Below are 22,512 nucleotides of genomic sequence, written 5' to 3'. Positions count from 1 at the left end.
AATTCAATCCAGTTCCACCCAGACGGACTCGGTCGGTGCTTCGTTGGTGAGCCCGTGTTTGAGCGCATACATCAGCAAGTCGATGCGGTTGATGAGGTTGAGCTTTTGATAGATGTTGCTCAGGTGGTTGTGCACGGTGTGCTCGCTGATCCCCAGGCGCCCGGCGATGCTTACATATTTGGCGGACGGTTCGCCCACGATGGCGCGAATCAGTTCTCTCTCGCGCAGCGTCAACCGCGCCTGTTTCGCCTGCTCCAGATTGCATTTGATGGGTATGTGCCCGCTCACGGCATAGCCGCAAAGGCCGCCAGCCCAGGCTCTGTCCATTGCGAAGTCGCTATGGTGAACATTGAGGATGGCCTGGATAATCGATTCCGTCGGGTCTTCCGCGAGCACGATGCCGCGAGCGCCAGCCTCTATCGCCTGGGCAGCGGGGACGACTTCGTACAGGCCCTTGAGCAACAGCACTTTCATTTCAGCGCTACGGGTGAGTCCCGCGACGACATCCAGCGGATTCAGCGCATCCGGAAAGAAACTGAAAAAAATCACATCCGGCCGCAACTGATCGGCAAGGTCCAGCGCCTGGGTATAGGTGCTGGCCTGTCCTGTCACTTCCATCCGGGGCTTTCTGGCATTGATCAAGTCGTGAAGGCCCTTGAGTACGAGGGGGCGACAATCGATCAACATCACGCCAATTGATTCGTTCTGGTCAGTCATGATCTTCCTGACCCCCTTGAAAAACCTGTGATGGCCTCCATCCGCCGGCCTTCCAGGGTCAGCAACTTGCTCACTGGGGCGGTGCGATTGAAGGATGGATTTGAACGCCGGTAGGCCGTGATGATGCCCGCCCGGGTATTGGCAACCAGCACCCCCGAGGCAATTTTCATCGACAGCACTGGCACGCGGGGCGAAGGTTTACAAAAGTCAGGCAAAGCCCGGGAGAGAAGGTCAATACGAGTAATTATCAGTGGTTTACGCATGATGATGTGCTCCCTCCCGCCTATCAACTGATTCTAGGTCAGCCCGGAGTGCTGCCAACCTACCCATCCGTCAGGTCCTCGATAGCGAGCCGGTACGACGAGGCCTGAGCGATGTTCTCAAGGGGGACAGTAACCCTCGAAAATCAAGGGATTAGGCTCGCCGGAGGTGGCCACTGGCCAATATCGGATCCTGATCAATGTCGTCAATTAATCGACGAGTGGTGTGAAGTTAGGAGTGCTAACTTTAGAGTGGTCAATTTGTTGGCGATTCACGGTCTGACCGAACCACCTGCCAGCCAGCGCTTGTTGAAATCAGCCGACGACCTGCGTGGAAACCCGGTGACGGCTGTGCCTTACTTCAAATTACATCTGTGGAGATCAATCGATGCGACACAGAGGCACCGGATACTGGCTCTGGACCAATACCCGCTTACCCTTTCAGACCTATGAAGAAGTGCTCGACGACGGCGTGCAGGTCGAGGTGCGGGCGCGCAAAGGAGCGACTGCAGCAGGCCATCGATCAACGGGCCTGCGTGCAGCGGGCTTACTTGAGTTGCCTCAGGTCAATGAGCGCCGCAGAGCCTCAATAGTGTCGATCAGGTCATCGTAGGACACCGGTTTACCGATGTGCTGGTTGAAACCCGATTGCCGTGATTTCTGAATATCGCTTTGGGCACCGTAACCGGTCAGCGCAATGGCAGGCACATTTTTGACTTGCGGCAATTGGCGCAGGGCGCTGATCAGTTCATGGCCGTTCATGACCGGCATGCCCAGGTCCGAGATGATCAGGTCGAACCGGGTATTTTTTGCCGCGTCCAGCGCCGCCGCCGGACGGTCGAAAGCGATCACTTGGGCGTCCTCCATCTCCAGCAGCATCTTCAAGGTTTCCAGTACCTCGGCGGAGTCGTCTACCAGCAGGATGGTCAGGCCGCTGAGCCGGCCGGAAGCGTCTTCGATCTGCGCGGCGGGCAGGGCTTCGCCGTTGATCTCGGCCAATGGCAAGTAGACGGTAAACGTGCAACCGGTACCCACGCCGCCGGAACTCACTTGCACCGTGCCTCGTTGTGCCTCGGTCAATTGACGGACCAGCGACAGGCCGATCCCCAGCCCCTCGCGTTGGTGCGAGGCGTGCTGTTTCTCCGCCTGGCCGAACAAGTCGAATACGTGTTCGAGGTGCTCTTTCGCGATACCGATGCCGTTGTCTTTGACATCCAGCCTGGCCATGTTGCCCGCCTGACTCGCGATCAATAGCACGCGGCCCTTGGCCGGGGTGAATTTCAGTGCGTTGTTCACCAGGTTCCAGATGATTTGCTCCAGGCGCGTCGGGTCGGCCTGGATCATCAGTGCCTCGGCAGGGGCTTGCAGCTCGACCTTGATGTCGTGCCCGTCATTGAGAACCACGGTGTAGATGTCACGCAGTACATTGTTCAGGTCCACAGCGACCGATTGCAGCTTGAGCTTGCCGGTGCGGACCCGGGCGACATCCAGTAGATCGTCGATGATCCGCGCCTGGCTGGTGACGGCTTCGCAGATGGTGTTGACGGCTTTGGCGGCTGGAGACAGGTTTTTCGTCACTGGCAAGCGACGCAACAGTTCCGCATTGAGCTGGATCAGGTTCAGCGGATGCTTGAGCTCGTGGGACATGACCGCAAAGAACTCGTCCTTGAGGTAACTGGTATTGCGCGTCTCGGCCAGTTGCAGGCTCTGCTCTTCATGCTGGCGCTTGTGGCCGGTCAGGTCCCGGGCGATTTTCACGTAGCCCTGAAGTTTGTCACCGTTGAGCAGAGTGACTTCGCCGCTGCAAAAGAATCGGCTGCCGTCCTTGCGCAGGTGCCAGCGTTCATCTTCGAAGCGCCCATGATTGCGGGCCGATTGCAGTTCGTTTTGCGGAATGCCGTTGGCACGATCTTCGGCTGAAAAGATGAAATCGTAGCGAGTCCCCTCGGCCTCGTCTTTGTTGTAGCCAAAGATCAATTCGGCACCTTTGTTCCAGCTGGTGATCACGCCGTGTTCATCGAGGGTGATGATGGCGTAGTCGCGGGTGCTTTCGGCGACCAGCCGCATGCGTTCTTCACCCAGGCGCAACTCTTCCTCGGCCGCGCGGCGCTTGGTGATTTCGATGAAGGTCAGCACCGTACCGTCGATGTGGTCTTCGCTGGAGCGATAAGGCAACAGGCGGGCAATGTACCAGCGGTTGTCGGTGCTGCTGACTTCGCGCTCGATCATGTTCAGCGATTCGAAAACCAGGGCGGCATCGGCGGCCAGGTCCTCGTAGTGCAGGCGATGGGTGATGTCGAGCAGTGAGCGTCCGGTATCGACCGGCAACATGCTGAAGATGTCGGTGGCACGGGGGGTGAACCACTTGATGCGCAAGCTGCGGTCGACAAACACCGTGGCGATGTCGGTGGAGGCGATCAGGTTGCTCAGGTAATCGTTGATCTTGTCAGTCTCTTCGACTTTGGTTTTCAGTTCGAAGTTGACCGTCAGCAGCTCTTCGTTGATCGACTGAAGTTCTTCCTTGCTGGTCTCGAGCTCTTCGGTGGCCGAGCGCAGCTCTTCGTTGATCGCCTGCATTTCTTCATTGGAGGCCTTCAGCTCTTCGCTGGAGATTTCCGATTGTTCGATGGTGTCTTGCAAGTGCAGCTTGGTGCGTTGCAGTTCGCGCTCAAGGTTGGACAGCACCTGGCTTTCGGTTTGCAGCTGGGGGCTCAAGGTCACTTCCGAGGGGTCGATCTCGAGCTCCTCGAAAATCACCAGTACGTACTCGCCCTCCGAGACTTCATCCTTGTAGGGATGGGCGACCAGATCGATCAGGGAGCGCCGTTCATCGCGTTTGATCGGCACCCCGCGGGACTTGACCGAAGTACCGCTCTGCTGGACCTGGAACAGGGTGGTGCGGATTTCCAGGCGCAACTCCGGAAGAATCAGGTTCAGCAGGTTGCGCGACAGTTCGCCGCCCACATGCCGCAGGAAACGCCCGGCGCTCTCGCTCATGTGCAGGATGTCGGCGTTGGTATCGACGAGTACGCTCGGTGGCGCCGACTGTTCGAGGGCGCGCTGGTGCAGGTCGGCCACCGACAGTTTGCGTTGCACGCTGGTTTCCTGGGCCTGCCGGGGCATATTGGTACGTACGTAGCCGCCACGGGGCATGGTGGGCGTGCGTCGGCTGGAGGTCGTGCCGGTTTTGGCGCGGAAGATCCGGTTGCGTTTGTCGACAGGGGCAAACAGTTCATGGCAGGCATCGGCGCTTTCGGACGTGCCGAGGAACAGGAAGCCGCCGGGGCGCAGGGCGAAGTGGAACATCTGGAGGATCTCGCGCTGCACTTCGCGATCCAGATAGATCAGCAGATTGCGGCAAACGATCAGGTCGATCTGCGAAAACGGCGGGTCGGACAACAGGCTGTGCTTGGCGAATAAAACCCTTTCGCGCAACTCCTTGCGCACCCGGTAGTGGTCATTCTCCTTGATGAAATAGTGGCGCACCCGTGACGGAGGCACGTCGGTGATGATCGCTTGCGGATACAGACCGCTGCGCCCGTAGCTGACCGCGCGCTCGTCGATGTCGGTGGCAAACACTTGCAGCGTGGCCTTGCTGGAGTCCAGTTGCATTTGATCGTGCAGCAGCATCGCCAGGCTGTAGGCTTCTTCGCCGGTGGAGCAGCCGGCGGACCAGACACGTATTTCTTCTTTTTTCTCCGACTGTGCCGAAGCCGTGGCGGCGTTGACCAGTTGCGGCACCACATCCCGCTCGAGGGCTTCGAAGGCTTCGCGGTCACGGAAGAAGTTGGTCACGCCGATCAGCATGTCGCCCAGCAGCGCCTTGGTTTCCTCGGGATTGTTTTGCAGGAATTTGTAATAGGAGGCGAGGTCCGGTTGCGCCGTGACCTGCATCCGGCGTTCGATGCGTCGCAGTACCGTGGCACGCTTGTAGTGTTTGAAATCATGGCCGGTGCCAGTGCGCAATTGAATCAGAATGTCATGCAGCATCTGCTCGGCCGCCGCGGTATCGCGCTCGGACACCGGGGCAACACTTTTCATCTCCTGATCACTGACCGTGGGCAGGCTGATTTCCCGGGCGTTGCGCCACAACTCCAGCAACTTTTGCGGCATTTCAACCACCGGCAACACGAAGTCGACCATGCGCGTATCGATGGCGGCTTTCGGCATCCCGTCGAACTCGGCGTCTTCCGGCGTCTGGACCAGGGTGATGCCACCTTGTTCCTTGATGCGCGACAGGCCGACCGCGCCATCCGAGCCGGTGCCCGACAGTACCAGGCAGAACGCGCGTTCACGGTGCACATCGGCCAGGTCGCGGAAGAACAGATCGATCGACGAGTGACGTCCCAGGCGCGGGTCGACAGGGCTGACCTCAAGCAGACCGTCATTCATGTTCAGCTGTTGCGCCGGCGAAATGACGTAGACCCGGTTCTTTTCGATAGGCACCGTGCTGCCGACCTGCAGGACCGGCATCTTGGTTGATTCCTGGACGATCTTGTCGGCGATGCTTTGGTGGTCGGGAGACAGATGGAGAATGATCACGAACGCCATGCCGTTGTCCTGCGGCATGTTTTCGAAGAACAACTTGATCGCTTGCAGCCCGCCCGCCGACGCGCCGATCCCCACCACCGGAAAATCCAGCGTGCTTGGGCTCAGGGCCTTTCGCTCTGGAACGGTATTGGAGGGTCTACTCATGGGGTCGTCCTTTGGCGATGGGGGGCATGCACTTGAGTCCTGGGAGAGGCAAGAGCAAATCGATAAATCAGGATAATCCTGTTTTTCGCTAGCGCCTTCAAATAATTAGAGTGTGCCGCAGGGGAAGATTCTCAAGGGAACGCCACTGCTGGCCGATAACCCGGGCAGACAGGGGCCATTTTGCCTCTTTTGCCTTTGGGTTCTTCTTCTTAAATTGCCTGGAAATCTTCGATGCTGTCGTATCACCAAAAGCGTTTTCTGATCGTCGATGATTTCTCGGACTTTCGCAGTTCGGTCAGGTCGATGCTGCGCGAACTGGGCGTCAAGGAAGTGGACACTGCCGATACCGGCGAGCAGGCGCTGAAAATGTGCTCGCAGAAAGCCTACGATTTCATCTTGCAGGACTTTCACCTGGGTGACGGCAAGAAGAACGGCCAGCAGGTGCTCGAAGACCTGATGGAAGAAAAGCTGATCAGTCATGAAGCGGTGTTCGTCATGGTCACCGCCGAAACCAGCCAGGCCATGGTGCTCAGTGCACTGGAACATGAGCCCGATGCCTACCTGACCAAGCCGTTCAACCGCTCCAGCCTGGCCCAGCGCCTGGAGCGCCTGGAGCAGCGCAAGACCTTGCTCAAGCCGATCCTGCAGGCCCTGGATCGCGGCAAGCCGATGGAGGTGCTCAACGCCTGCATCGCCCTGTGCAAGCAAGACATCCGCTATTCGCCACTGTGCTTGCGCTATCGCGCCGATGCCTTGCGCGACCTGAATCAGAACGAAGCGCTGGAGCGCCTCTATGACGGCATCATCGCCGACCGCCCGTTGCCATGGGCGTTTGCCGGGTTGGGCAAGTTGCTGTTCAAGCGCGGTCAGGTCGGGCAGGCCAAGGGCATTTATGAAAAAGCCCTGAAAGTCTTCCCGATGATGCCGTCGCTGTATGACGGGATGGCGGATGTATTGGTCGCCGAAGGGGACACCAAGGGGGCGCAGCGTGTCCTGGAAGAGGCGATTCGCCTGTCGCCTCTGGCGGTGCGCCGGCAAGCGTTGCTCGGTAAGCTGGCGATGACCAACGAGGACTTCGACACTGCCTCCAAAGCCTATCGCCAGGCTGTGGCCCAAGGCGCGCAATCACGTTTCAAGGATCCTGAAAGCAACCTCGGCCTGGCTCACGCGTTGATCAGCAAGGGCAGCGAACGGGGCCTGGACACGCGCACCCGCCTGGAAATCAACACCACATTGAGCGCCGTGGCCAAGGAAAACCCCTCCGATCCGGGCCTGCAAATCCGGGCGCGCCTGATGAAGGCCACCAGCCTGTTGCTCAACGATGCAGAGACGGCTGACAAGCTCACCGAGCAAGCCATGTTGCGTCTGGACGGCATGGAGCAATTCATGAGCGCCGAAGCGGCCTTGCTGGTGGCCAAGCAGCTGAAACTGCTCGGGCAGACCGAGGCCGGTACCGCGATGCTGAAAAACTGCGTGGAAATCTACGGCGACGATCCGGTGGTCATGAAGGACATCGCCAAGCAGACCGACGACCCGAGCATCCTCAATTCCGGCAACGCCGCCGCGGAACTCAACCGTCAGGGCGTGCGCGTCTACAAGACCGGCAACCTGGTGGAAGCCCGGCAAGTATTCCGCAAGGCCCTGGCGATGCAACCGAAGAACATCAGTATCGCCCTGAACCTGGCGCAGTCGTTGTTGCATGGCACCGATACCAACCTTCCTTCGGCGGAGCTGGAAGAATGCCGGACCTGCCTGAAAATGGTCGGCCTGATGCCCGACTCCGACGCGCGCTATCCGCGTTACCAGAAGCTGAAAAGCAAGGCGCTTGGTCAATGAACGACAACCAACAGGCACTGGATTTTTCCACGGTGATCGCCTCTACCGTGCACGACATGAAGAACTCGCTGGCCATGCTGATGCAGGCCCACAGTCAGTGGCTGGGGCGATTGCCGCAGACGGCGCGGCAGACGCCGGAGCAGGGCGTGATCGACTTCGAGTTCGCTCACCTCAACGGCATGCTGGTGCAGTTGCTGGGATTGTACAAACTCGGGGTCAACCAGATGCCGCTGCAACCGGCCTACCATGAACTGGATGATTTCATCGAAGCGCAACTGGCCTGTCATCAGGAGGTGTTCGCCAGCCGCGGCATCATGGCCACCTTTGAAGTGGATCCGCTGAGCCCGCTGGGTTTCTTCGATCGTGAGTTGATCGCGTCGGTATTGGCCAACTGCATCAACAACGCCATTCGTTTTGCGCGGCATGCCGTTCTGATCAGCGTCAGCGACGAAGCCGGGCAACTGGTGTTGACCATCAATGACGATGGCGAGGGGTACCCGGCGCAGATGATCGAACGTCAGACCGATTACGTGCAGGGCATCAATCAAAGCACCGGCAGCACCGGGCTGGGCCTGTACTTTGCCGGGCGAATTGCCGCGCTGCATCAGCGCAACGGCGTGGGTGGGCGTACCGAAATCAGCAATGGTGGTCCATTGGGTGGGGGAGTGTTTCGCCTTTACCTGCCCTGACCGGCAGCATATTTAACGACGCTGCTTGAAATTCCGAACACGCGGAGCCTATTTTGTACGGTCGCCGTTCGCGGCCCGTACAATAACAAGGATAGCGTCATGACGACCGTTGGCCTGAGTTCACTCGCGCAGCGATTGACGGGCATTGATCAAGTTGAATGTGTCACGCCGGACTTGAATGGCGTTCCACGGGGCAAAGTGATGACCGCCGAGGGCTTTCTCGACGGTCGACGTTTGCAGATGGCACGGGGTGTGCTGCTGCAATGCATCATGGGCGGATATCCGCCGGCACGTTTTTACGGCAGCGACGATGGCGACCTGGCGTTGATCCCGGACCCTGCACAAATCCACCGCTTGCCCTGGAGCCATCCGCCGCGGGCCTTGGCCATTTGCGATGCGGATGAACTGGGCACCACCACCAGTTCCAATCTGTCGACCCGTGGCCAGCTCAAGGCGGTGATTGCCCGTTATGCGGCCCGCGGCCTGGCGCCCGTGGTGGCGACCGAGCTCGAGTTTTTTGTCTTCGCCCCCAATACCGATCCGACCCTGGCTTTTCAACCGCCACTGGGGCTGGACGGTCGCCGCGAAGACGGTCAGTCGGCGTTCAGCGTCAGTTCCAACAATGGCTTGCGGCCGTTCTTCAATGAAGTCTACGAGTGCATGGCGGCCTTGGGGCTGCCTCGCGATACCTTCATGCACGAAATGGGCGTCAGCCAGTTCGAGATCAATCTGCTGCACGGTGATCCGCTGTTGCTGGCCGACCAGACGTTCCTGTTCAAGCACCTGCTCAAGGAAGTGGCCCTCAAGCACGGTCTGAGCGTGGTGTGCATGGCCAAGCCGTTGGCGCATACGCCGGGCAGTTCGATGCATATCCACCAGAGCGTGGTCGAGATCGATTCAGGGCGTAACGTGTTCAGCGATGAGGCGGGGCAGGAGACGGCCATCTTCCGCCACTTCATTGCCGGTCAGCAAACGTGCATGGCCGATTTCACCGCGTTGTTTGCGCCGAACGTGAACTCCTATCAGCGCTTGTGCCACCCTTACGCCTCACCGAATAATGCCTGTTGGTCCTACGACAATCGGGCGGCGGGCCTGCGCATTCCGGCCAGTTTGCCGGTGGCCCGTCGGGTCGAGAACCGCTTGCCGGGGGCCGACGCCAACCCGTATCTGGCGATTGCCGCAAGCCTGGCGGCGGGGTTGCATGGCATCGAGAAGGCATTGGAGCCGAGCGCGCCGATCCAGGGTGAGTTCGAAGTGCCGGAAAATCTTTCGTTACCGTGTACCTTGCATGCGGCACTTGAGCGTCTGAAACGTAGTCAGTTGGCCAAGGAACTGTTTGGCGCGGAATTCATCGAAGGCTACATTGCTTCGAAGACCCTGGAACTGACCAGTTTCCATGATGAAATTACTCCCTGGGAACGGCGTGTTTTAGCAGCCCAGGCCTGACGATCCATCGACATCCGGCTATCGTTTAGCGGTAGCCGATTCTCACTGCAAGGAGCCGCTCGGAACGCCGATGCGCCAAATCTGGAAATCCTTTCGAGCGCTGTATTTCGCCTCGCTGATGATGTTGATCGGCTCGGGCCTGTTGAGCACTTACCTGGCGTTGCGCCTGGCTGCCGACCATGTCGACAGTCTGTGGGTCGGTGCGCTGATGGCTGCCAACTATTTCGGCCTGGTGCTGGGGGGCAAGATCGGTCACCGGTTGATTGCCCGGGTCGGGCATATCCGGGCTTACTCGGCCTGTGCCGGGATCGTTGGCGCGGCGGTGCTCGGCCATGGCCTGGTGGACTGGTTGCCGGCCTGGCTGTTTTTGCGGGTGATCGTCGGCCTCGGCATGATGTGTCAGTACATGGTGATCGAGAGCTGGCTCAATGAGCAGGCCGATGCCAATCAGCGCGGCATGGTCTTCAGTGGCTACATGATCGCTTCGTATCTGGGGTTGGTGCTGGGGCAGTTGATTCTGGTCATGCACCCAGGGCTGGGGCTTGAATTGCTGATGTTGGTCGCCCTGTGTTTCGCCCTGTGTCTGGTGCCGGTGGCCCTGACGCGGCGGATTCACCCGGCACCCTTGCACCCGGCACCGATGGAGCCGCGCTTCTTTATCAAGCGCGTGCCACAGTCATTGAGCACGGTGCTGGGGGCGGGCTTGATCGTCGGTTCGTTCTACGGTCTGGCGCCGCTGTATGCCTCGCAGCAGGGATTGTCCACGGAGCAGGTCGGCCTGTTCATGGGTAGCTGTATTTTTGCCGGGTTGCTGGTGCAGTGGCCGCTGGGTTGGTTGTCCGATCGCTACGATCGGGCCGTATTGATCCGCAGTTTTGCATTCAGCCTGGCACTGGCGGCACTGCCGCTGGCGATCATGCCGCAGGTGCCGCTGGAGGTTCTGTTTATCGCCGGTTTTATCTGTTCGCTGGTGCAGTTCTGCCTGTATCCGTTGGCAGTGGCGTTCTCCAACGACCACGTCGAAGGTGATCGCCGGGTGTCCCTGACGGCAATGTTGCTGGTGACCTACGGCGTTGGCGCGAGTATCGGGCCGCTGGTGGCCGGCGTGCTGATGAAGCTGTTCGGCAGCCAGATGCTTTATGCGTTTTTCAGTTTCTTTGCGTTGGTGCTGGTGTGGCGGATTCGCCCGAAAGCGGTGACCAACCTGCATCAGGTGGAAGACGCGCCGCTGCATCACGTGGCCATGCCGGACAACATGACGAGTTCACCGCTGGTGGCCTGCCTCGACCCGCGTGTTGATGAGCAGGTGGTGCAGGATCAGATGCAAAACCCGGTGAGTGCCGGGCCAGAGCCTGAATCAGAACCTGAAACTGTCACCGAAGCTGAAACCGATCAGCCGCCGCAAGACCCTGATACAGGGCGGGACCCTAACCTCAGCGAGGCCAGGCCTTAAATCCAGGGCATAAAAAACGGGCAGTCACCGCAAGGGACTGCCCGTTTTTTGTTGACGCTCTATCACATGTCGTCTTTGTCGAAGCGACGTGCTTCACGTTGCAACTGGTAGACGAAGCGCTCGACCTGGCGCTGCACCAGCCCGCTCATGTTGTGGAAGCGAACGCCGGCGAAGGTGGTGGAAATCCTTTCTTCGAAGTGCAGATAACGCAACTCGACCGGTGCGGTCATCTTGCCGAAGGGCAGGTCGGCGCTGAAGCGGTCGTAGACCTGACCCAGTTGCAGGCTGCCGGTGATGTCGCCGTCGAAGCGCAGTTTGCAGCCGGTAGCGGAAATATCCAGTAACTTGCCGCTGATCGACGCCTTGAGCTTTTCGCCGTCGAGGTTGACGTTGACCAGTTGTGCCAGCTTCAGCGCGGCGCGGAACGCATTGCGGCGCTGGTGGTACACCACTTCAGCGGGCAGGGGGCCGCGATAGCAGCGGCTGCCACCGGATTCGTCGATGTTCAACTGGCCGTTGCTTTCCCAGGCAATGCGTACGCCTTCGTGGAAGCCTTCGACCCTGAACGGCTCACCCGCCAGCAGGTAGCGCTCGCCATCACGGGGAATCATTTCGTCCAGGGCGATCATGTTGCTGTCACGGTCCAGGTCCACCAGATAGCTCTGGAAGCGCTGGCTGCGCTCGTGGAACGTGATGATCAGCGGGTCATGGCTTTCGAGCAGCTGGCGCAGGTTGCTGGAGATTTCCAAGGGCGTGGAGAGCACCTTGGGTGGCTGCGGAGCATCATCCACGGATAAGGCATTGGACACGGTTAATCAATCTCCAGACAAAATTTGACTACGGCAAGCTAGCAGTTTGCCAGTATGTTGCGCGTCTTGATAGAGCGGGGGCATTGACCGGCTCATGCCTGACTGAGCGGGCGCGGCTTGGCAAGCTTGGAGAATGTTCCGCTGGCATCGTAAAGCGCCGGGGTTTCACCGCCGGTGAGGATTTTCAGCTGGGTGGCCGTCGCGGCCTGCTGAGTGAGGATCGACTGGCCGTTGTTGGCGTTGATGGCCTGGCACTGGGCCAGGAGATCGGTCAGCACGTCACTTTGCGCCAGCAACTGCTCGCCAATGCTCGACTGGCCGGCCAATTGCTCGAGACCGCCGCGGTTGGTCGGCAGGTTGAGGCTGGCGAGGATTTCACTGCGCTTGCGGCCGTGCTGTTCGAGCAAAACGACCAATGCCTGTTTCTGCGCCAGGATGTTCTCGAGCAATGGCATGTCGCGGCCATGCAATGCGAGGGATTCGGTCTGCAGGAGTTCCAGCAAGTGTTGCGCTGGAGCAAAGTCGTCGGTGATCAGTTGCAGTAAATTTGTGTCGTGCATGGCTGGCCTTGGGTTTTAAGCGTCCAAAAGCCTGGCGCCGGCGGTGGCCTAGCGCTGGGCTTCGAAGTTGAGCAGTTTGCTGGCTACACGGTTGCTGTCGACTTTATAGCTGCCATCGGCAATCGCTGCTTTCAACTCGGCCACGCGGGCGTTGTCGACGGCAGGCTGATCGCGCAGCTTGTCAGTGACCTTCTGCAACTGTTGAGCCTCATTGCTGAGATGTACCGATTCCCCGCTTTTGACGGTACCGGCCTGTTCGGCCGCGGACTCCAGCGGCGCGGATTTGCCGGCCTCGGCGCTTTCCTTGCTGGCGCTGGTACGTGTACTGCCCGTCAGGGACGAGGAGCTGTTCAAACGGCTGAAATCAATGACCATGATAAAAAACCTCTGGGAATTTGGACGCTTGCCATGGTTTCGGCCATTCCCTGGAAAACTTTAGGCTCATTTATCAATGAACCTTGCGCGCGTCAGCGCTTGCCCTGCATGGAGCACAGTCTAGGGAACAGCCGCGGCAAGCGCCACATTCCGATCAACAGAGGACCTTACATGGACACTTCCACCTGCCCCGGCGCCATGACCTGCGCCTTGATGACTCGTTGGGAATTGAGGTTTTTCACCCGGATCTGTTCGCTCAGGCTGCCGTTTGACAGCGCTTCGCCGGGCATGCGCACGCTGAGGGTGCCGCTGCGGGCGGTGATCACCACCTGATCGCCCTTGCGGATGACTTCGGCCTGTTCGATGTTCACCAGGGTAATCACCTGATCGGTGACCATTGGTCGGGTCAGTCGCTGCCCGATCGCCTGATCGAGGGAGGTCAGGTAGCCCTGGCTGATCAAGCTGATATCGCGCTCGCGCAAGACCACATCCCCAGGCTCGACAATGGCGGCGCGGCGCAGTGGCCGGGCGCTGGTCACGACATCGCGAAACAGGCGGACTTGAGCGGGTACGAAGACGGTCCAGGGAGACGCGCCCTCGCAGCGAACCTTGACCGTGACCCGTCCCAGCGGCTTGGGACTCTCGAGCGTTGCTGTCAATTCCTTGTCGCACATGGGCATGTGCATGCGCGGATCGAGCGGGTTGACCTGGATCTCGTAGCGACCCTCCGTTTGACTGGTAGCCAGATAGTCTTCTACGGTGAATTCAAGAAAGCCCTGAGTGACGCCGATAAGCATGTCAGGCAAGGTAACCGCGTCAGCAAGGGCAGGGCTGCCAGCGTTGAACAGGCAAACAGCCGCCAGCACGCCGAGCCGTTTGCGGTAGGGTGTGGTCAGGCGTCGAAAAAATGTCGGTTCTGTGTTCATAACGATTAAAAAAGCAAGCGCCGTGCCGTTTAGTGATGAAGGCACGTCGCAACAACACTTGGCGTTGGCGTAGGAGTCTGGCATGGCTGGTGTAATGGATTCGGTAAACCAGCGCACGCAACTGGTGGGGCAGAATCGCCTTGAGCTGTTGTTGTTCCGTCTCGACGGCCAGCAGCTGTACGGGATCAACGTGTTCAAGGTTCGGGAGGTGCTGCAATGTCCCAAACTGACACTGATGCCCAAGTCCAGTCCTGTCGTGTGCGGCGTGGCGAACATCCGGGGGGCGACCATTCCGATCCTTGATCTGGCGATGGCGACCGGCTCCGGCGCGTTGAAGGACAAGCACAACCCCTTCGTGATCATCACGGAGTACAACACCAAGACCCAGGGTTTCCTGGTGCGTTCGGTGGAACGCATCGTCAACATGAACTGGGAGGAGATCCATCCGCCGCCCAAGGGAACCGGGCGCGATCATTACCTGACGGCGGTGACGCGGGTCGACAATCAGTTGGTCGAAATCATCGACGTCGAGAAGGTGCTGGCGGAAGTGGCGCCGACGCCGGAAGCGATTTCCGTCGGTGTGGTGGATGTCGAAACCCAGCACAAGGCGCTTTCGTTGCGCGTGCTGACGGTCGACGACTCGTCGGTGGCGCGCAAGCAGGTCACGCGTTGCCTGCAAACGGTCGGCGTCGAAGTGGTGGCGTTGAACGATGGTCGGCAGGCGCTGGACTACCTGCGCAAACTGGTCGACGAGGGCAAGAAGCCGGAAGAAGAGTTCCTGATGATGATCTCCGACATCGAGATGCCGGAGATGGACGGGTACACCCTGACGGCGGAAATCCGCAACGACCCGCGCATGCAAAAGCTTCATATCATCCTGCATACTTCGTTGTCGGGGGTATTCAATCAGGCGATGGTCAAGAAGGTCGGTGCCGATGACTTCCTGGCCAAGTTCCGTCCTGATGACCTGGCATCCCGGGTAGTCGACCGGATCAAAGCAGCAGATATCAGCCAGGGGCCCGTGTCCCTGGCAGTCAACACGATTTAAGAGGCGGCATCATTGTCTACGGGTAATTTGGATTTCGAACAGTTCCGGGTATTCCTGGAAAAAGCCTGTGGCATTTTGCTCGGTGAAAACAAGCAGTACCTGGTCTCCAGCCGTCTCAATAAACTGATGGAACAGCAAGGCATCAAGTCTTTGGGGGAACTGGTTCAGCGCATGCAGACCCAGCCGCGTAGCGGTTTGCGCGAGCAGGTGGTGGATGCCATGACCACCAACGAAACCCTGTGGTTTCGTGACACTTACCCGTTTGAAGTCTTGAAGAACAAGGTACTGCCCGAAGCGATCAAGGCCAGTCCCGGCCAGCGCCTGCGCATCTGGTCGGCAGCGTGCTCGTCGGGCCAGGAACCGTATTCGCTGTCGATGTCCATCGACGAGTTCGAACGGGTCAACATGGGCCAGTTGCGGATGGGGGTGCAGATTGTTGCCACCGACCTGTCCGGCACCATGCTGAACAACTGCAAGACCGGCGAGTACGACAGCCTGGCCATCGGCCGCGGTCTGTCGCCTGAGCGGCTGCAGCGTTACTTCGACCCGAAAGGGCCGGGGCGCTGGGCGATCAAGGCACCGATCAAGAGCCGTGTGGAATTTCGCTCGTTCAACCTGCTGGACAGCTATGCGGCCCTCGGCAAGTTCGACATCGTGTTTTGCCGCAACGTGTTGATCTACTTCTCCGCCGAGGTGAAGAAGGACATCCTGTTGCGCATCCACAGCACGTTGAAGCCGGGCGGTTATCTATTCCTCGGTGCTTCCGAAGCGCTGAACGGCTTGCCGGATCATTACCAGATGGTCCAGTGCAGCCCGGGGATCATTTACCAGGCGAAGTGATTCTGTTGGTGTTGTCAAAAAAACGGGAGTCCTCAGGGGCTCCCGTTTTTTTGTCTGCTGATTTTTCGCCAGCACTGCATTCTCCTGTAGGAGCGAGCCTGCTCGCGATGGCGTCCTGACAGTTGAACTCAACGTTGCCAGATAAACCGCTATCGCGAGCAGGCTCGCTCCCACAGTGGCCGGTGGTGTTCTGAAAGGGTGAGGAGGCGGCAGAAAAGCGGCATGCGGCGGAAAACCGTTGCCGCTTTTCTGGCATTGCCGCGTTGCCATGTCCGGGAAAGCCCCGGTTTTCGGGGGTTTTTGAATTGGCATGGGGCTTGCTAAGTTGATCCTACGAAAAATCAGGTCACCCGAAGGTTTCCCGACATGAGCATCAGCTTCGATAAAGCGCTCGGTATCCACGAACAAGCCCTGGGCTTCCGCGCCCAGCGTGCCGAAGTCCTGGCCAATAACATTGCCAACGCCGATACCCCGAACTACAAGGCTCGGGACCTGGACTTCTCGAAAGTGCTCGCCGAGCAGAACGAGAAAACCAAAAGCGGCACCTTCGCCTTGAACATGACCAACAGCCGTCATATCGAGGCTGAAGGCCTGGGCAATGGCGACGAATCGTTGCTGTATCGCACGCCGATGCAACCGTCGATCGACCAGAACACCGTGGATGCTCAACTTGAACAGTCGAACTACGCGGAAAACGCGATCGGCTTCCAGGCCAGCTTCACCCTGCTCAACAGCAAATTCAAAGGGCTGGTGTCAGCCCTGCGCGGAGAGTAAGCCATGTCTCTATCCAGTGTTTTCAACATTGCCGGTAGCGGCATGAGTGCGCAGACCACGCGCTTGAACACCGTCGCTTCGAACATCGCCAACGCCGAGACCGTCTCGTCGAGCATCGACCAGACCTACCGTGCGCGCCACCCGGTATTCGCCACCATGTTCCAGGGCGGGCAGAGCGGCGGCAGCGACTCGCTGTTCCAGAGCCAGGACGCCGCCGGTGAGGGCGTGCAGGTGCTGGGTGTGGTCGAAGACCAGAGCAACCTCGAAGCGCGCTACGAGCCGAACCATCCGGCGGCCGATGCCAAGGGTTACGTCTACTACCCGAACGTCAACGTGGTTGAAGAAATGGCCGACATGATTTCCGCGAGCCGTTCGTTCCAGACCAACGCCGAAATGATGAACACCGCCAAAACCATGATGCAGAAGGTCCTGACCCTCGGTCAGTGATAAGGGGCGACTCAGATGAGTGTTACCGATTCCACCAGTGGTTTGAGCCTCAAGGACATCCTGGCCAACTCTTCGGTCAAGACCACCACCACGACTGATGGTCTTGCGTCGGCAACCGGCAGCGCCACGGGCAACAAAGCTCTGGGCAAGGATGCATTCCTGCAGTTGCTGGTGACCCAGCTGAAAAACCAGAACCCGCTGGAGCCGCAAGACAACGGTGCTTTCGTGGCCCAGTTGGCGCAGTTCAGCAGCCTGGAAGGCATCACCTCGCTCAACGACACCGTGAGCGGGCTGGCCAGCAACTACAACTCGTCCCAGGCATTGCAGGCTTCTTCGCTGGTGGGGCGTTCGGTCATTGCACCCGGTGACAAGGCTGTGGTCGACACGTCGAAGAGCCTCAGCGGTACGGTGGTGGTGCCATCGTCGGTGGCCGCCGCGACCCTGAAGATCACTGATGCGGACGGCAAGACCGTACGCACCATCGACCTGGGTGCTCAGAAAGCAGGCAACGCCAGCTTCATCTGGGACGGCAAGAATGACGCGGGGGAAACGGTCGCTGCAGGTACGTACACCTTCGGTGCTACCAGCACGATCGATGGGCAGTCCGTGGCACTGATCACCAACCTGCCAGCGACCGTCAACAGCGTGACCATCAGCCAGACTGGCGGTGAGTTGATGCTCAATCTGGCCGGGCTGGGTACCGTCGCTCTGTCCAAAGTACAAACCATTGGCATGTAAGGCCGACTAACCCGGCACAAAGGAGTGGATTATGTCTTTTAATATCGGCCTTAGCGGTCTCTTTGCATCCAACAAACAACTGGACGTGACCGGCAACAACATCGCCAACGTCGCGACCACCGGGTTCAAATCGTCCCGTGCGGAATTCGAAGATGTGTACTCGGCAACTCGCCTGGGCACCGGCAGCAAGACCGTCGGCAACGGCGTGCGCCTGGCCAACATTTCCCAGCAGTTCGGCCAGGGTGACGTGAACAACACCGGCAACGTGCTCGACATGGGAATCCAGGGCAACGGCTTCTTCGTCATGAGCAACAACGGTTCGCTGACCTACACCCGTGCCGGTACGTTCAAGACCGACAAGGATGGCTACGTGACGAACAGCGACGGTACGGCCCGTCTGCAGGGTTATGGCGTGGACTCCAATGGCAAGATCCTCAATGGCGTGTTGACCGACCTGCGGATCGACACCTCCAATCTGGCGCCAAAATCCACCAGCACCGTTTCGTCCACGATCAACCTGAACTCTACGGCCGTGGTGATTGATCAGTCGGTCGCTACCAACAAATTCGATCCGACCAAACAGGCAACTTTCACCAAGCAGTTCAGTACCCCGATTTTCGACACTCAGGGTAACCAGCACACCATGGATCAATACATGGTCAAGACCGGGCCGAACACTTGGGATACCTACACCCTGATCGATGGCCGCAACCCGGACGGCTCCTCGCCTACCGGCACGGGTGCAGTTGATCCAATTGCTTCGACCATGACATTTGATACATCCGGTAAACTGGTTTCGGTCACCACACCAGTGACGCCGCCGACGACCCCGCCAACATCGACCACCAGCGATGACCTGAAAATCAGCAACTGGACGCCGGGCACCGTCACCAACGGTGTCTGGACAGCCAACGGCGCAGCAGCCGACCCGGCGGGCCTGACCATCGCCATGGGCAACACCACCCAGTTCAACGCCGACACCGCGCGTTCGATTCCGTCGCAGAACGGTTATGCCACGGGCCAGATCACCAACCTGACCATCGACGGCAGCGGCGTACTGCTGGCCAACTTCAGCAACAACCAGACCAAGCCAATCGGTCAGATTTCGTTGGCCAGTTTCACCAACGAACAAGGTCTGCAGCCGGTGGGTGGCACTAGCTGGAAGGAAACCTACAACTCGGGCATTCCGGGCTACGATGCGCCGGAAACCGGCACACTGGGTTCGATCGTTTCCAACTCCCTGGAGGAGTCCAACGTCAACCTGACCAACGAACTGGTCGACTTGATCAAGGCGCAGAGCAACTACCAGGCGAACGCCAAGACCATCTCCACCCAGAGCACCATCATGCAGACCATCATTCAGATGACTTGATGCTGGATTGTGCTGTGCAAGGAGCCCCTCGTAGAGGGGCTTTTTTGTGGCCTATGGTTTTGTGTTGGAGGTGACGGCCTCATCGCAAGCAGGCTGAACTGGTCTTTCCAGATAAACACGATCAACTGTAGGAGCGAGCCTGCTCGCGATGGTGTCAGACCGGGCACCATTTTCCTTGGGGCAAAAGAAAACCCCCGACCCGCCAGAGGCTGATCGGGGGTTTCGAGTAAGCACCTTGCGGCGCTCACGGGTTCAGCTTACTGGCAAGCTTCGCAATCCGGCTCGTCGATGGCGCAAGCCTTCGGCACTGGAGCAGGGCCGGCAGGCGCTGCCAGGACCGAGTCGTCACCGTGGTTGCCGCCGCTGGAAACAGCGTTCAGCTTGCCGGTGTTGATGGTCGACTTCTCGGTGCTGGTCGCAGCCAGGGCACGGAGGTAGTAAGTGGTTTTCAGACCACGGTACCAAGCCATGCGGTAGGTCACGTCCAGCTTCTTGCCCGAAGCGCCGGCGATGTACAGGTTCAGCGACTGAGCCTGGTCGATCCACTTCTGGCGACGGCTGGCGGCGTCGACGATCCACTTGGTGTCCACTTCGAAGGCAGTCGCGTAGAGCTCTTTGAGTTCCTGCGGGATGCGCTCGATCTGCTGCACCGAACCGTCGTAGTACTTCAGGTCGTTGATCATGACCGAGTCCCACAGGCCGCGAGCCTTCAGGTCGCGCACCAGGTACGGGTTGATCACGGTGAATTCGCCCGACAGGTTCGATTTCACATACAGGTTCTGGTAGGTCGGTTCGATCGACTGCGAGACGCCGGTGATGTTGGCGATGGTCGCGGTCGGTGCGATGGCCATGATGTTCGAGTTACGAATGCCTTTCTGTACACGGGCGCGAACCGGTGCCCAGTCCAGGGATTCGTTCAGGTCGACATCGATGTACTTCTGGCCACGGGCCTCGATCAGGATCTGTTGCGAATCCAGCGGCAGGATGCCTTTGGACCACAGCGAGCCCTGGAACGTCTCGTAGGCGCCACGCTCGTCAGCCAGGTCGCAGGACGCCTGGATCGCGAAGTAGCTGACCGCTTCCATGGAAGTGTCGGCGAACTGCACGGCAGCATCGGAACCGTAAGGAATGTGCTGCAGGTACAAAGCGTCCTGGAAGCCCATGATGCCCAGTCCGACCGGACGGTGCTTGAAGTTGGAGTTCTTCGCTTGCGGCACCGAGTAGTAGTTGATGTCGATCACGTTATCGAGCATGCGCACGGCGGTGTTCACGGTGCGTTCCAGCTTGGCGGTGTCCAGCTTGCCGTTGACGATGTGGTTCGGCAGGTTGATCGAACCCAGGTTGCAAACGGCGATCTCGTCCTTGTTGGTGTTCAAGGTGATCTCGGTGCACAGGTTCGAGCTGTGGACCACGCCCACGTGCTGCTGTGGGCTGCGCAGGTTGCACGGGTCTTTGAAGGTCAGCCATGGGTGGCCGGTTTCAAACAGCATGGACAGCATTTTGCGCCACAGGTCTTTGGCCTGGATGGTCTTGAACAGCTTGACCTTGCCCGGGTACTCGGTCAGGGCTTCGTAGTACTCGTAACGCTCTTCGAAGGCCTTGCCTGTCAGGTCGTGCAGGTCCGGTACTTCGGATGGCGAGAACAGGGTCCACTTGCCGTCATCGAAGACACGCTTCATGAACAGGTCAGGGATCCAGTTGGCGGTGTTCATGTCGTGGGTACGACGACGGTCATCACCGGTGTTCTTACGGAGTTCGATGAACTCTTCGATGTCCATGTGCCAGGTTTCCAGGTAGGCACACACAGCGCCTTTGCGCTTGCCACCCTGGTTAACGGCAACGGCGGTGTCGTTCACGACTTTCAGGAACGGAACAACGCCCTGGGATTTGCCGTTGGTGCCCTTGATGTACGAACCCAGCGCACGAACCGGCGTCCAGTCGTTGCCCAGGCCGCCAGCGAATTTCGACAGCATGGCGTTGTCGTGGATCGCGTGGTAGATGCCCGACAGGTCATCCGGCACGGTGGTCAGGTAGCAGCTCGACAGCTGTGGACGCAGGGTACCGGCGTTGAACAGGGTCGGAGTCGACGACATGTAGTCGAAGGACGACAGCAGGTTGTAGAACTCGATCGCGCGGTCTTCTTTGTGCTTCTCTTCGATCGCCAGGCCCATGGCCACGCGCATGAAGAAGATCTGCGGCAGTTCGAAACGCACGCCATCCTTGTGGATGAAGTAACGGTCGTACAGGGTTTGCAGGCCCAGGTAAGTGAACTGCTGGTCGCGCTCGTGGTTGATCGCCTTGCCCAGTTTTTCCAGGTCGAAGGTGGCCAGCACAGGGTTCAGCAGTTCGAACTCGATACCTTTGGCGATGTAGGCCGGCAGTGCCTTGGCGTACAGGTCGACCATTTCGTGGTGAGTGGCGCTCTCGGCCACTTCGAGGAAGCCCAGGCCTTCGGCACGCAGGGTGTCCATCAGCAGGCGGGCGGTGACGAACGAGTAGTTCGGCTCGCGTTCAACCAGGGTACGGGCGGTCATCACCAGGGCGGTGTTGACGTCGGTCAGGGCCACGCCGTCGTACAGGTTCTTCAGGGTTTCGCGCTGGATCAGGTCGCCGTCGACTTCTTCCAGGCCTTCGCACGCTTCGGTGACGATGGTGTTCAGGCGGCCCATGTCCAGCGGCGCCAGGCTGCCGTCGGCACGGGTGATGCGGATCGACGGGTGAGCGTTGACCGCTTCTTCGGCCGGTGCGTGGGCAGCGCGTTCTTTCGAACGACCGTCACGGTAGATCACGTAGTCGCGAGCGACTTTCTGCTCGCCGGCACGCATCAGGGCCAGTTCGACCTGGTCCTGGATTTCTTCGATGTGGATGGTGCCGCCCGAAGGCATGCGACGCTTGAAGGTCGCGGTGACCTGTTCGGTCAGGCGGGCAACGGTGTCGTGGATTCGCGACGAGGCAGCAGCGGTGCCGCCTTCAACTGCGAGGAACGCTTTGGTGATGGCGACGGTGATTTTGTCATCGGTGTAGGGAACGACAGTGCCGTTACGCTTGATCACACGCAGCTGGCCTGGCGCGGTGGCGGACAGATCCGGATTCGAATCGGCGGCCTGCGGCAAGGTGCCCTGCGGGTTCTCGCGAGTTGTGTCGGTTTGCATGGGGGGGTGTCTCCACATTCTCTATGTTTGTTTGGGCACCATCACGGTGCCCACCGTTCTGTCCTGAAGCACTACAACCGACATGGCGTCGGGCATAACAACTTCGGGACAGTAGGAAAAAGGCTAATGATGCCGCTTCCGTGCCGAAGTCTTTGGCCCCGAGCCTGAGCTCGAAGCCGGATTCCTTTCTCAGGGTGCCTGTCATGACTGCAACACCCGTACCGTTCTGGCCATTCGGGCCTGAAAAAACGGTGCCATCCGCCTGTGCGGTTTGGGCTTGTAAAATCGTGCTTGGTTCAACCAAAACTGGCGATAAAGCGCTTGAGTTTGTGGTCTGAAATGTGGTTGGGCTTTTCAGCTAAAACCCTACATGTA

General features: G+C 59.2%; 18 protein-coding genes. 10 read left to right on the top strand and 8 right to left on the bottom strand.

The window, feature by feature from the left end:
• Positions 1-3 precede the first annotated feature (3 nt).
• The 3 genes from ACM6J5_RS18280 to ACM6J5_RS18270 form a co-directional block, all read right to left on the bottom strand.
• Positions 4-717 carry a response regulator transcription factor gene (locus ACM6J5_RS18280; protein WP_414929086.1) on the bottom strand — a complete coding sequence of 238 codons (714 nt, stop codon included), beginning with the start codon at positions 715-717 and terminating at the stop codon, positions 4-6.
• Positions 714-980, bottom strand: a complete 267-nt coding sequence (locus tag ACM6J5_RS18275) for a hypothetical protein (protein ID WP_414929085.1) — start codon at positions 978-980, stop codon at positions 714-716. Before ACM6J5_RS18275 ends, ACM6J5_RS18280 begins: the two co-directional genes overlap by 4 nt.
• A gap of 558 nt (positions 981-1,538) precedes the next feature.
• Positions 1,539-5,672, bottom strand: coding sequence for a CheR family methyltransferase (locus tag ACM6J5_RS18270; protein WP_414929084.1), 4,134 nt, complete (start codon positions 5,670-5,672; stop codon positions 1,539-1,541).
• Between the two features lie 231 nt (positions 5,673-5,903).
• Between ACM6J5_RS18270 and ACM6J5_RS18265 the strand changes: the two genes are divergently transcribed.
• The 4 genes from ACM6J5_RS18265 to ACM6J5_RS18250 all read left to right on the top strand — a co-directional run bounded on the left by ACM6J5_RS18265 (position 5,904) and on the right by ACM6J5_RS18250 (position 11,096).
• Positions 5,904-7,508 carry a response regulator gene (locus ACM6J5_RS18265; protein ID WP_414929083.1) on the top strand — a complete coding sequence of 535 codons (1,605 nt, stop codon included), beginning with the start codon at positions 5,904-5,906 and terminating at the stop codon, positions 7,506-7,508.
• The gene (locus ACM6J5_RS18260) at positions 7,505-8,197 is read left to right on the top strand and encodes a sensor histidine kinase (RefSeq protein WP_150672580.1); all 693 of its coding nucleotides are present in this window, start codon (positions 7,505-7,507) and stop codon (positions 8,195-8,197) included. Before ACM6J5_RS18265 ends, ACM6J5_RS18260 begins: the two co-directional genes overlap by 4 nt.
• Before the next feature lie 201 nt (positions 8,198-8,398).
• Positions 8,399-9,643 carry a glutamine synthetase family protein gene (locus ACM6J5_RS18255; RefSeq protein ID WP_414929100.1) on the top strand — a complete coding sequence of 415 codons (1,245 nt, stop codon included), beginning with the start codon at positions 8,399-8,401 and terminating at the stop codon, positions 9,641-9,643.
• A 70-nt stretch (positions 9,644-9,713) separates the two neighbouring features.
• The gene (locus ACM6J5_RS18250) at positions 9,714-11,096 is read left to right on the top strand and encodes an MFS transporter (protein ID WP_414929082.1); all 1,383 of its coding nucleotides are present in this window, start codon (positions 9,714-9,716) and stop codon (positions 11,094-11,096) included.
• 62 nt (positions 11,097-11,158) lie between these two features.
• Here ACM6J5_RS18250 and ACM6J5_RS18245 read toward each other — a convergent pair whose 3' ends face one another.
• The 4 genes from ACM6J5_RS18245 to flgA form a co-directional block, all read right to left on the bottom strand.
• Positions 11,159-11,905 (bottom strand): flagellar brake protein, encoded by a 747-nt coding sequence (locus tag ACM6J5_RS18245; protein ID WP_095942698.1) that lies wholly within the window; start codon positions 11,903-11,905, stop codon positions 11,159-11,161.
• A 92-nt stretch (positions 11,906-11,997) separates the two neighbouring features.
• Positions 11,998-12,465 carry a flagella synthesis protein FlgN gene (locus ACM6J5_RS18240; RefSeq protein WP_095942697.1) on the bottom strand — a complete coding sequence of 156 codons (468 nt, stop codon included), beginning with the start codon at positions 12,463-12,465 and terminating at the stop codon, positions 11,998-12,000.
• A gap of 48 nt (positions 12,466-12,513) precedes the next feature.
• Entirely contained in the window at positions 12,514-12,840 is a 327-nt protein-coding gene (flgM, locus tag ACM6J5_RS18235; protein WP_056728065.1) for a flagellar biosynthesis anti-sigma factor FlgM, read from the bottom strand.
• 167 nt (positions 12,841-13,007) lie between these two features.
• Positions 13,008-13,766 carry a flagellar basal body P-ring formation chaperone FlgA gene (gene flgA / locus ACM6J5_RS18230; protein WP_095942696.1) on the bottom strand — a complete coding sequence of 253 codons (759 nt, stop codon included), beginning with the start codon at positions 13,764-13,766 and terminating at the stop codon, positions 13,008-13,010.
• 82 nt (positions 13,767-13,848) lie between these two features.
• On the opposite strand from flgA, the gene ACM6J5_RS18225 reads away from it, so the two are divergent.
• From ACM6J5_RS18225 to flgE, 6 genes are all read left to right on the top strand, one after another.
• Positions 13,849-14,814 carry a chemotaxis protein CheV gene (locus ACM6J5_RS18225; RefSeq protein ID WP_095942695.1) on the top strand — a complete coding sequence of 322 codons (966 nt, stop codon included), beginning with the start codon at positions 13,849-13,851 and terminating at the stop codon, positions 14,812-14,814.
• Positions 14,815-14,826: 12 nt separating this feature from the next.
• A complete protein-coding gene (cheR, locus tag ACM6J5_RS18220; protein ID WP_110662516.1) occupies positions 14,827-15,654 on the top strand; it encodes a protein-glutamate O-methyltransferase CheR in 828 nt (275 codons plus the stop codon).
• A gap of 366 nt (positions 15,655-16,020) precedes the next feature.
• Complete coding sequence (gene flgB / locus ACM6J5_RS18215; RefSeq protein ID WP_008051530.1) at positions 16,021-16,428, top strand: flagellar basal body rod protein FlgB; 408 nt, start codon at positions 16,021-16,023, stop codon at positions 16,426-16,428.
• A 3-nt stretch (positions 16,429-16,431) separates the two neighbouring features.
• Entirely contained in the window at positions 16,432-16,875 is a 444-nt protein-coding gene (flgC, locus tag ACM6J5_RS18210) for a flagellar basal body rod protein FlgC (protein ID WP_095942693.1), read from the top strand.
• A gap of 15 nt (positions 16,876-16,890) precedes the next feature.
• A complete protein-coding gene (gene flgD / locus ACM6J5_RS18205) occupies positions 16,891-17,613 on the top strand; it encodes a flagellar hook assembly protein FlgD (protein ID WP_095942692.1) in 723 nt (240 codons plus the stop codon).
• 31 nt (positions 17,614-17,644) lie between these two features.
• On the top strand, positions 17,645-18,985 hold the full coding sequence (gene flgE, locus ACM6J5_RS18200; protein ID WP_095942691.1) for a flagellar hook protein FlgE: 1,341 nt from the start codon (positions 17,645-17,647) through the stop codon (positions 18,983-18,985).
• A 257-nt stretch (positions 18,986-19,242) separates the two neighbouring features.
• Here the strand turns inward: flgE and ACM6J5_RS18195 are convergent, their stop codons facing one another.
• On the bottom strand, positions 19,243-22,137 hold the full coding sequence (locus ACM6J5_RS18195; RefSeq protein WP_095942690.1) for a ribonucleoside-diphosphate reductase subunit alpha: 2,895 nt from the start codon (positions 22,135-22,137) through the stop codon (positions 19,243-19,245).
• Positions 22,138-22,512 lie beyond the last annotated feature (375 nt).

The organism is Pseudomonas sp. IT-P74 (assembly GCF_949768175.1).
Lineage (GTDB): Bacteria > Pseudomonadota > Gammaproteobacteria > Pseudomonadales > Pseudomonadaceae > Aquipseudomonas.
The sequence above is the reverse complement of the archived record's forward strand: the minus strand, read 5'-3'. Positions and strand labels throughout refer to the sequence as shown.

Coding starts and splice junctions, on each gene's coding strand:
- ACM6J5_RS18225 (WP_095942695.1), top strand. CDS start 13,849: ATGGCTGGTGTAATGGATTCGGTAAACCAGCGCACGCAACTGGTGGGG.
- ACM6J5_RS18240 (WP_095942697.1), bottom strand. CDS start 12,465: ATGCACGACACAAATTTACTGCAACTGATCACCGACGACTTTGCTCCA.
- flgA (WP_095942696.1), bottom strand. CDS start 13,766: ATGAACACAGAACCGACATTTTTTCGACGCCTGACCACACCCTACCGC.
- ACM6J5_RS18275 (WP_414929085.1), bottom strand. CDS start 980: ATGCGTAAACCACTGATAATTACTCGTATTGACCTTCTCTCCCGGGCT.
- ACM6J5_RS18255 (WP_414929100.1), top strand. CDS start 8,399: ATGACCGCCGAGGGCTTTCTCGACGGTCGACGTTTGCAGATGGCACGG.
- flgC (WP_095942693.1), top strand. CDS start 16,432: ATGTCTCTATCCAGTGTTTTCAACATTGCCGGTAGCGGCATGAGTGCG.
- flgE (WP_095942691.1), top strand. CDS start 17,645: ATGTCTTTTAATATCGGCCTTAGCGGTCTCTTTGCATCCAACAAACAA.
- ACM6J5_RS18195 (WP_095942690.1), bottom strand. CDS start 22,137: ATGCAAACCGACACAACTCGCGAGAACCCGCAGGGCACCTTGCCGCAG.
- ACM6J5_RS18260 (WP_150672580.1), top strand. CDS start 7,505: ATGAACGACAACCAACAGGCACTGGATTTTTCCACGGTGATCGCCTCT.
- ACM6J5_RS18270 (WP_414929084.1), bottom strand. CDS start 5,672: ATGAGTAGACCCTCCAATACCGTTCCAGAGCGAAAGGCCCTGAGCCCA.
- ACM6J5_RS18280 (WP_414929086.1), bottom strand. CDS start 717: ATGACTGACCAGAACGAATCAATTGGCGTGATGTTGATCGATTGTCGC.
- flgM (WP_056728065.1), bottom strand. CDS start 12,840: ATGGTCATTGATTTCAGCCGTTTGAACAGCTCCTCGTCCCTGACGGGC.
- ACM6J5_RS18265 (WP_414929083.1), top strand. CDS start 5,904: ATGCTGTCGTATCACCAAAAGCGTTTTCTGATCGTCGATGATTTCTCG.
- ACM6J5_RS18250 (WP_414929082.1), top strand. CDS start 9,714: ATGCGCCAAATCTGGAAATCCTTTCGAGCGCTGTATTTCGCCTCGCTG.
- flgB (WP_008051530.1), top strand. CDS start 16,021: ATGAGCATCAGCTTCGATAAAGCGCTCGGTATCCACGAACAAGCCCTG.
- flgD (WP_095942692.1), top strand. CDS start 16,891: ATGAGTGTTACCGATTCCACCAGTGGTTTGAGCCTCAAGGACATCCTG.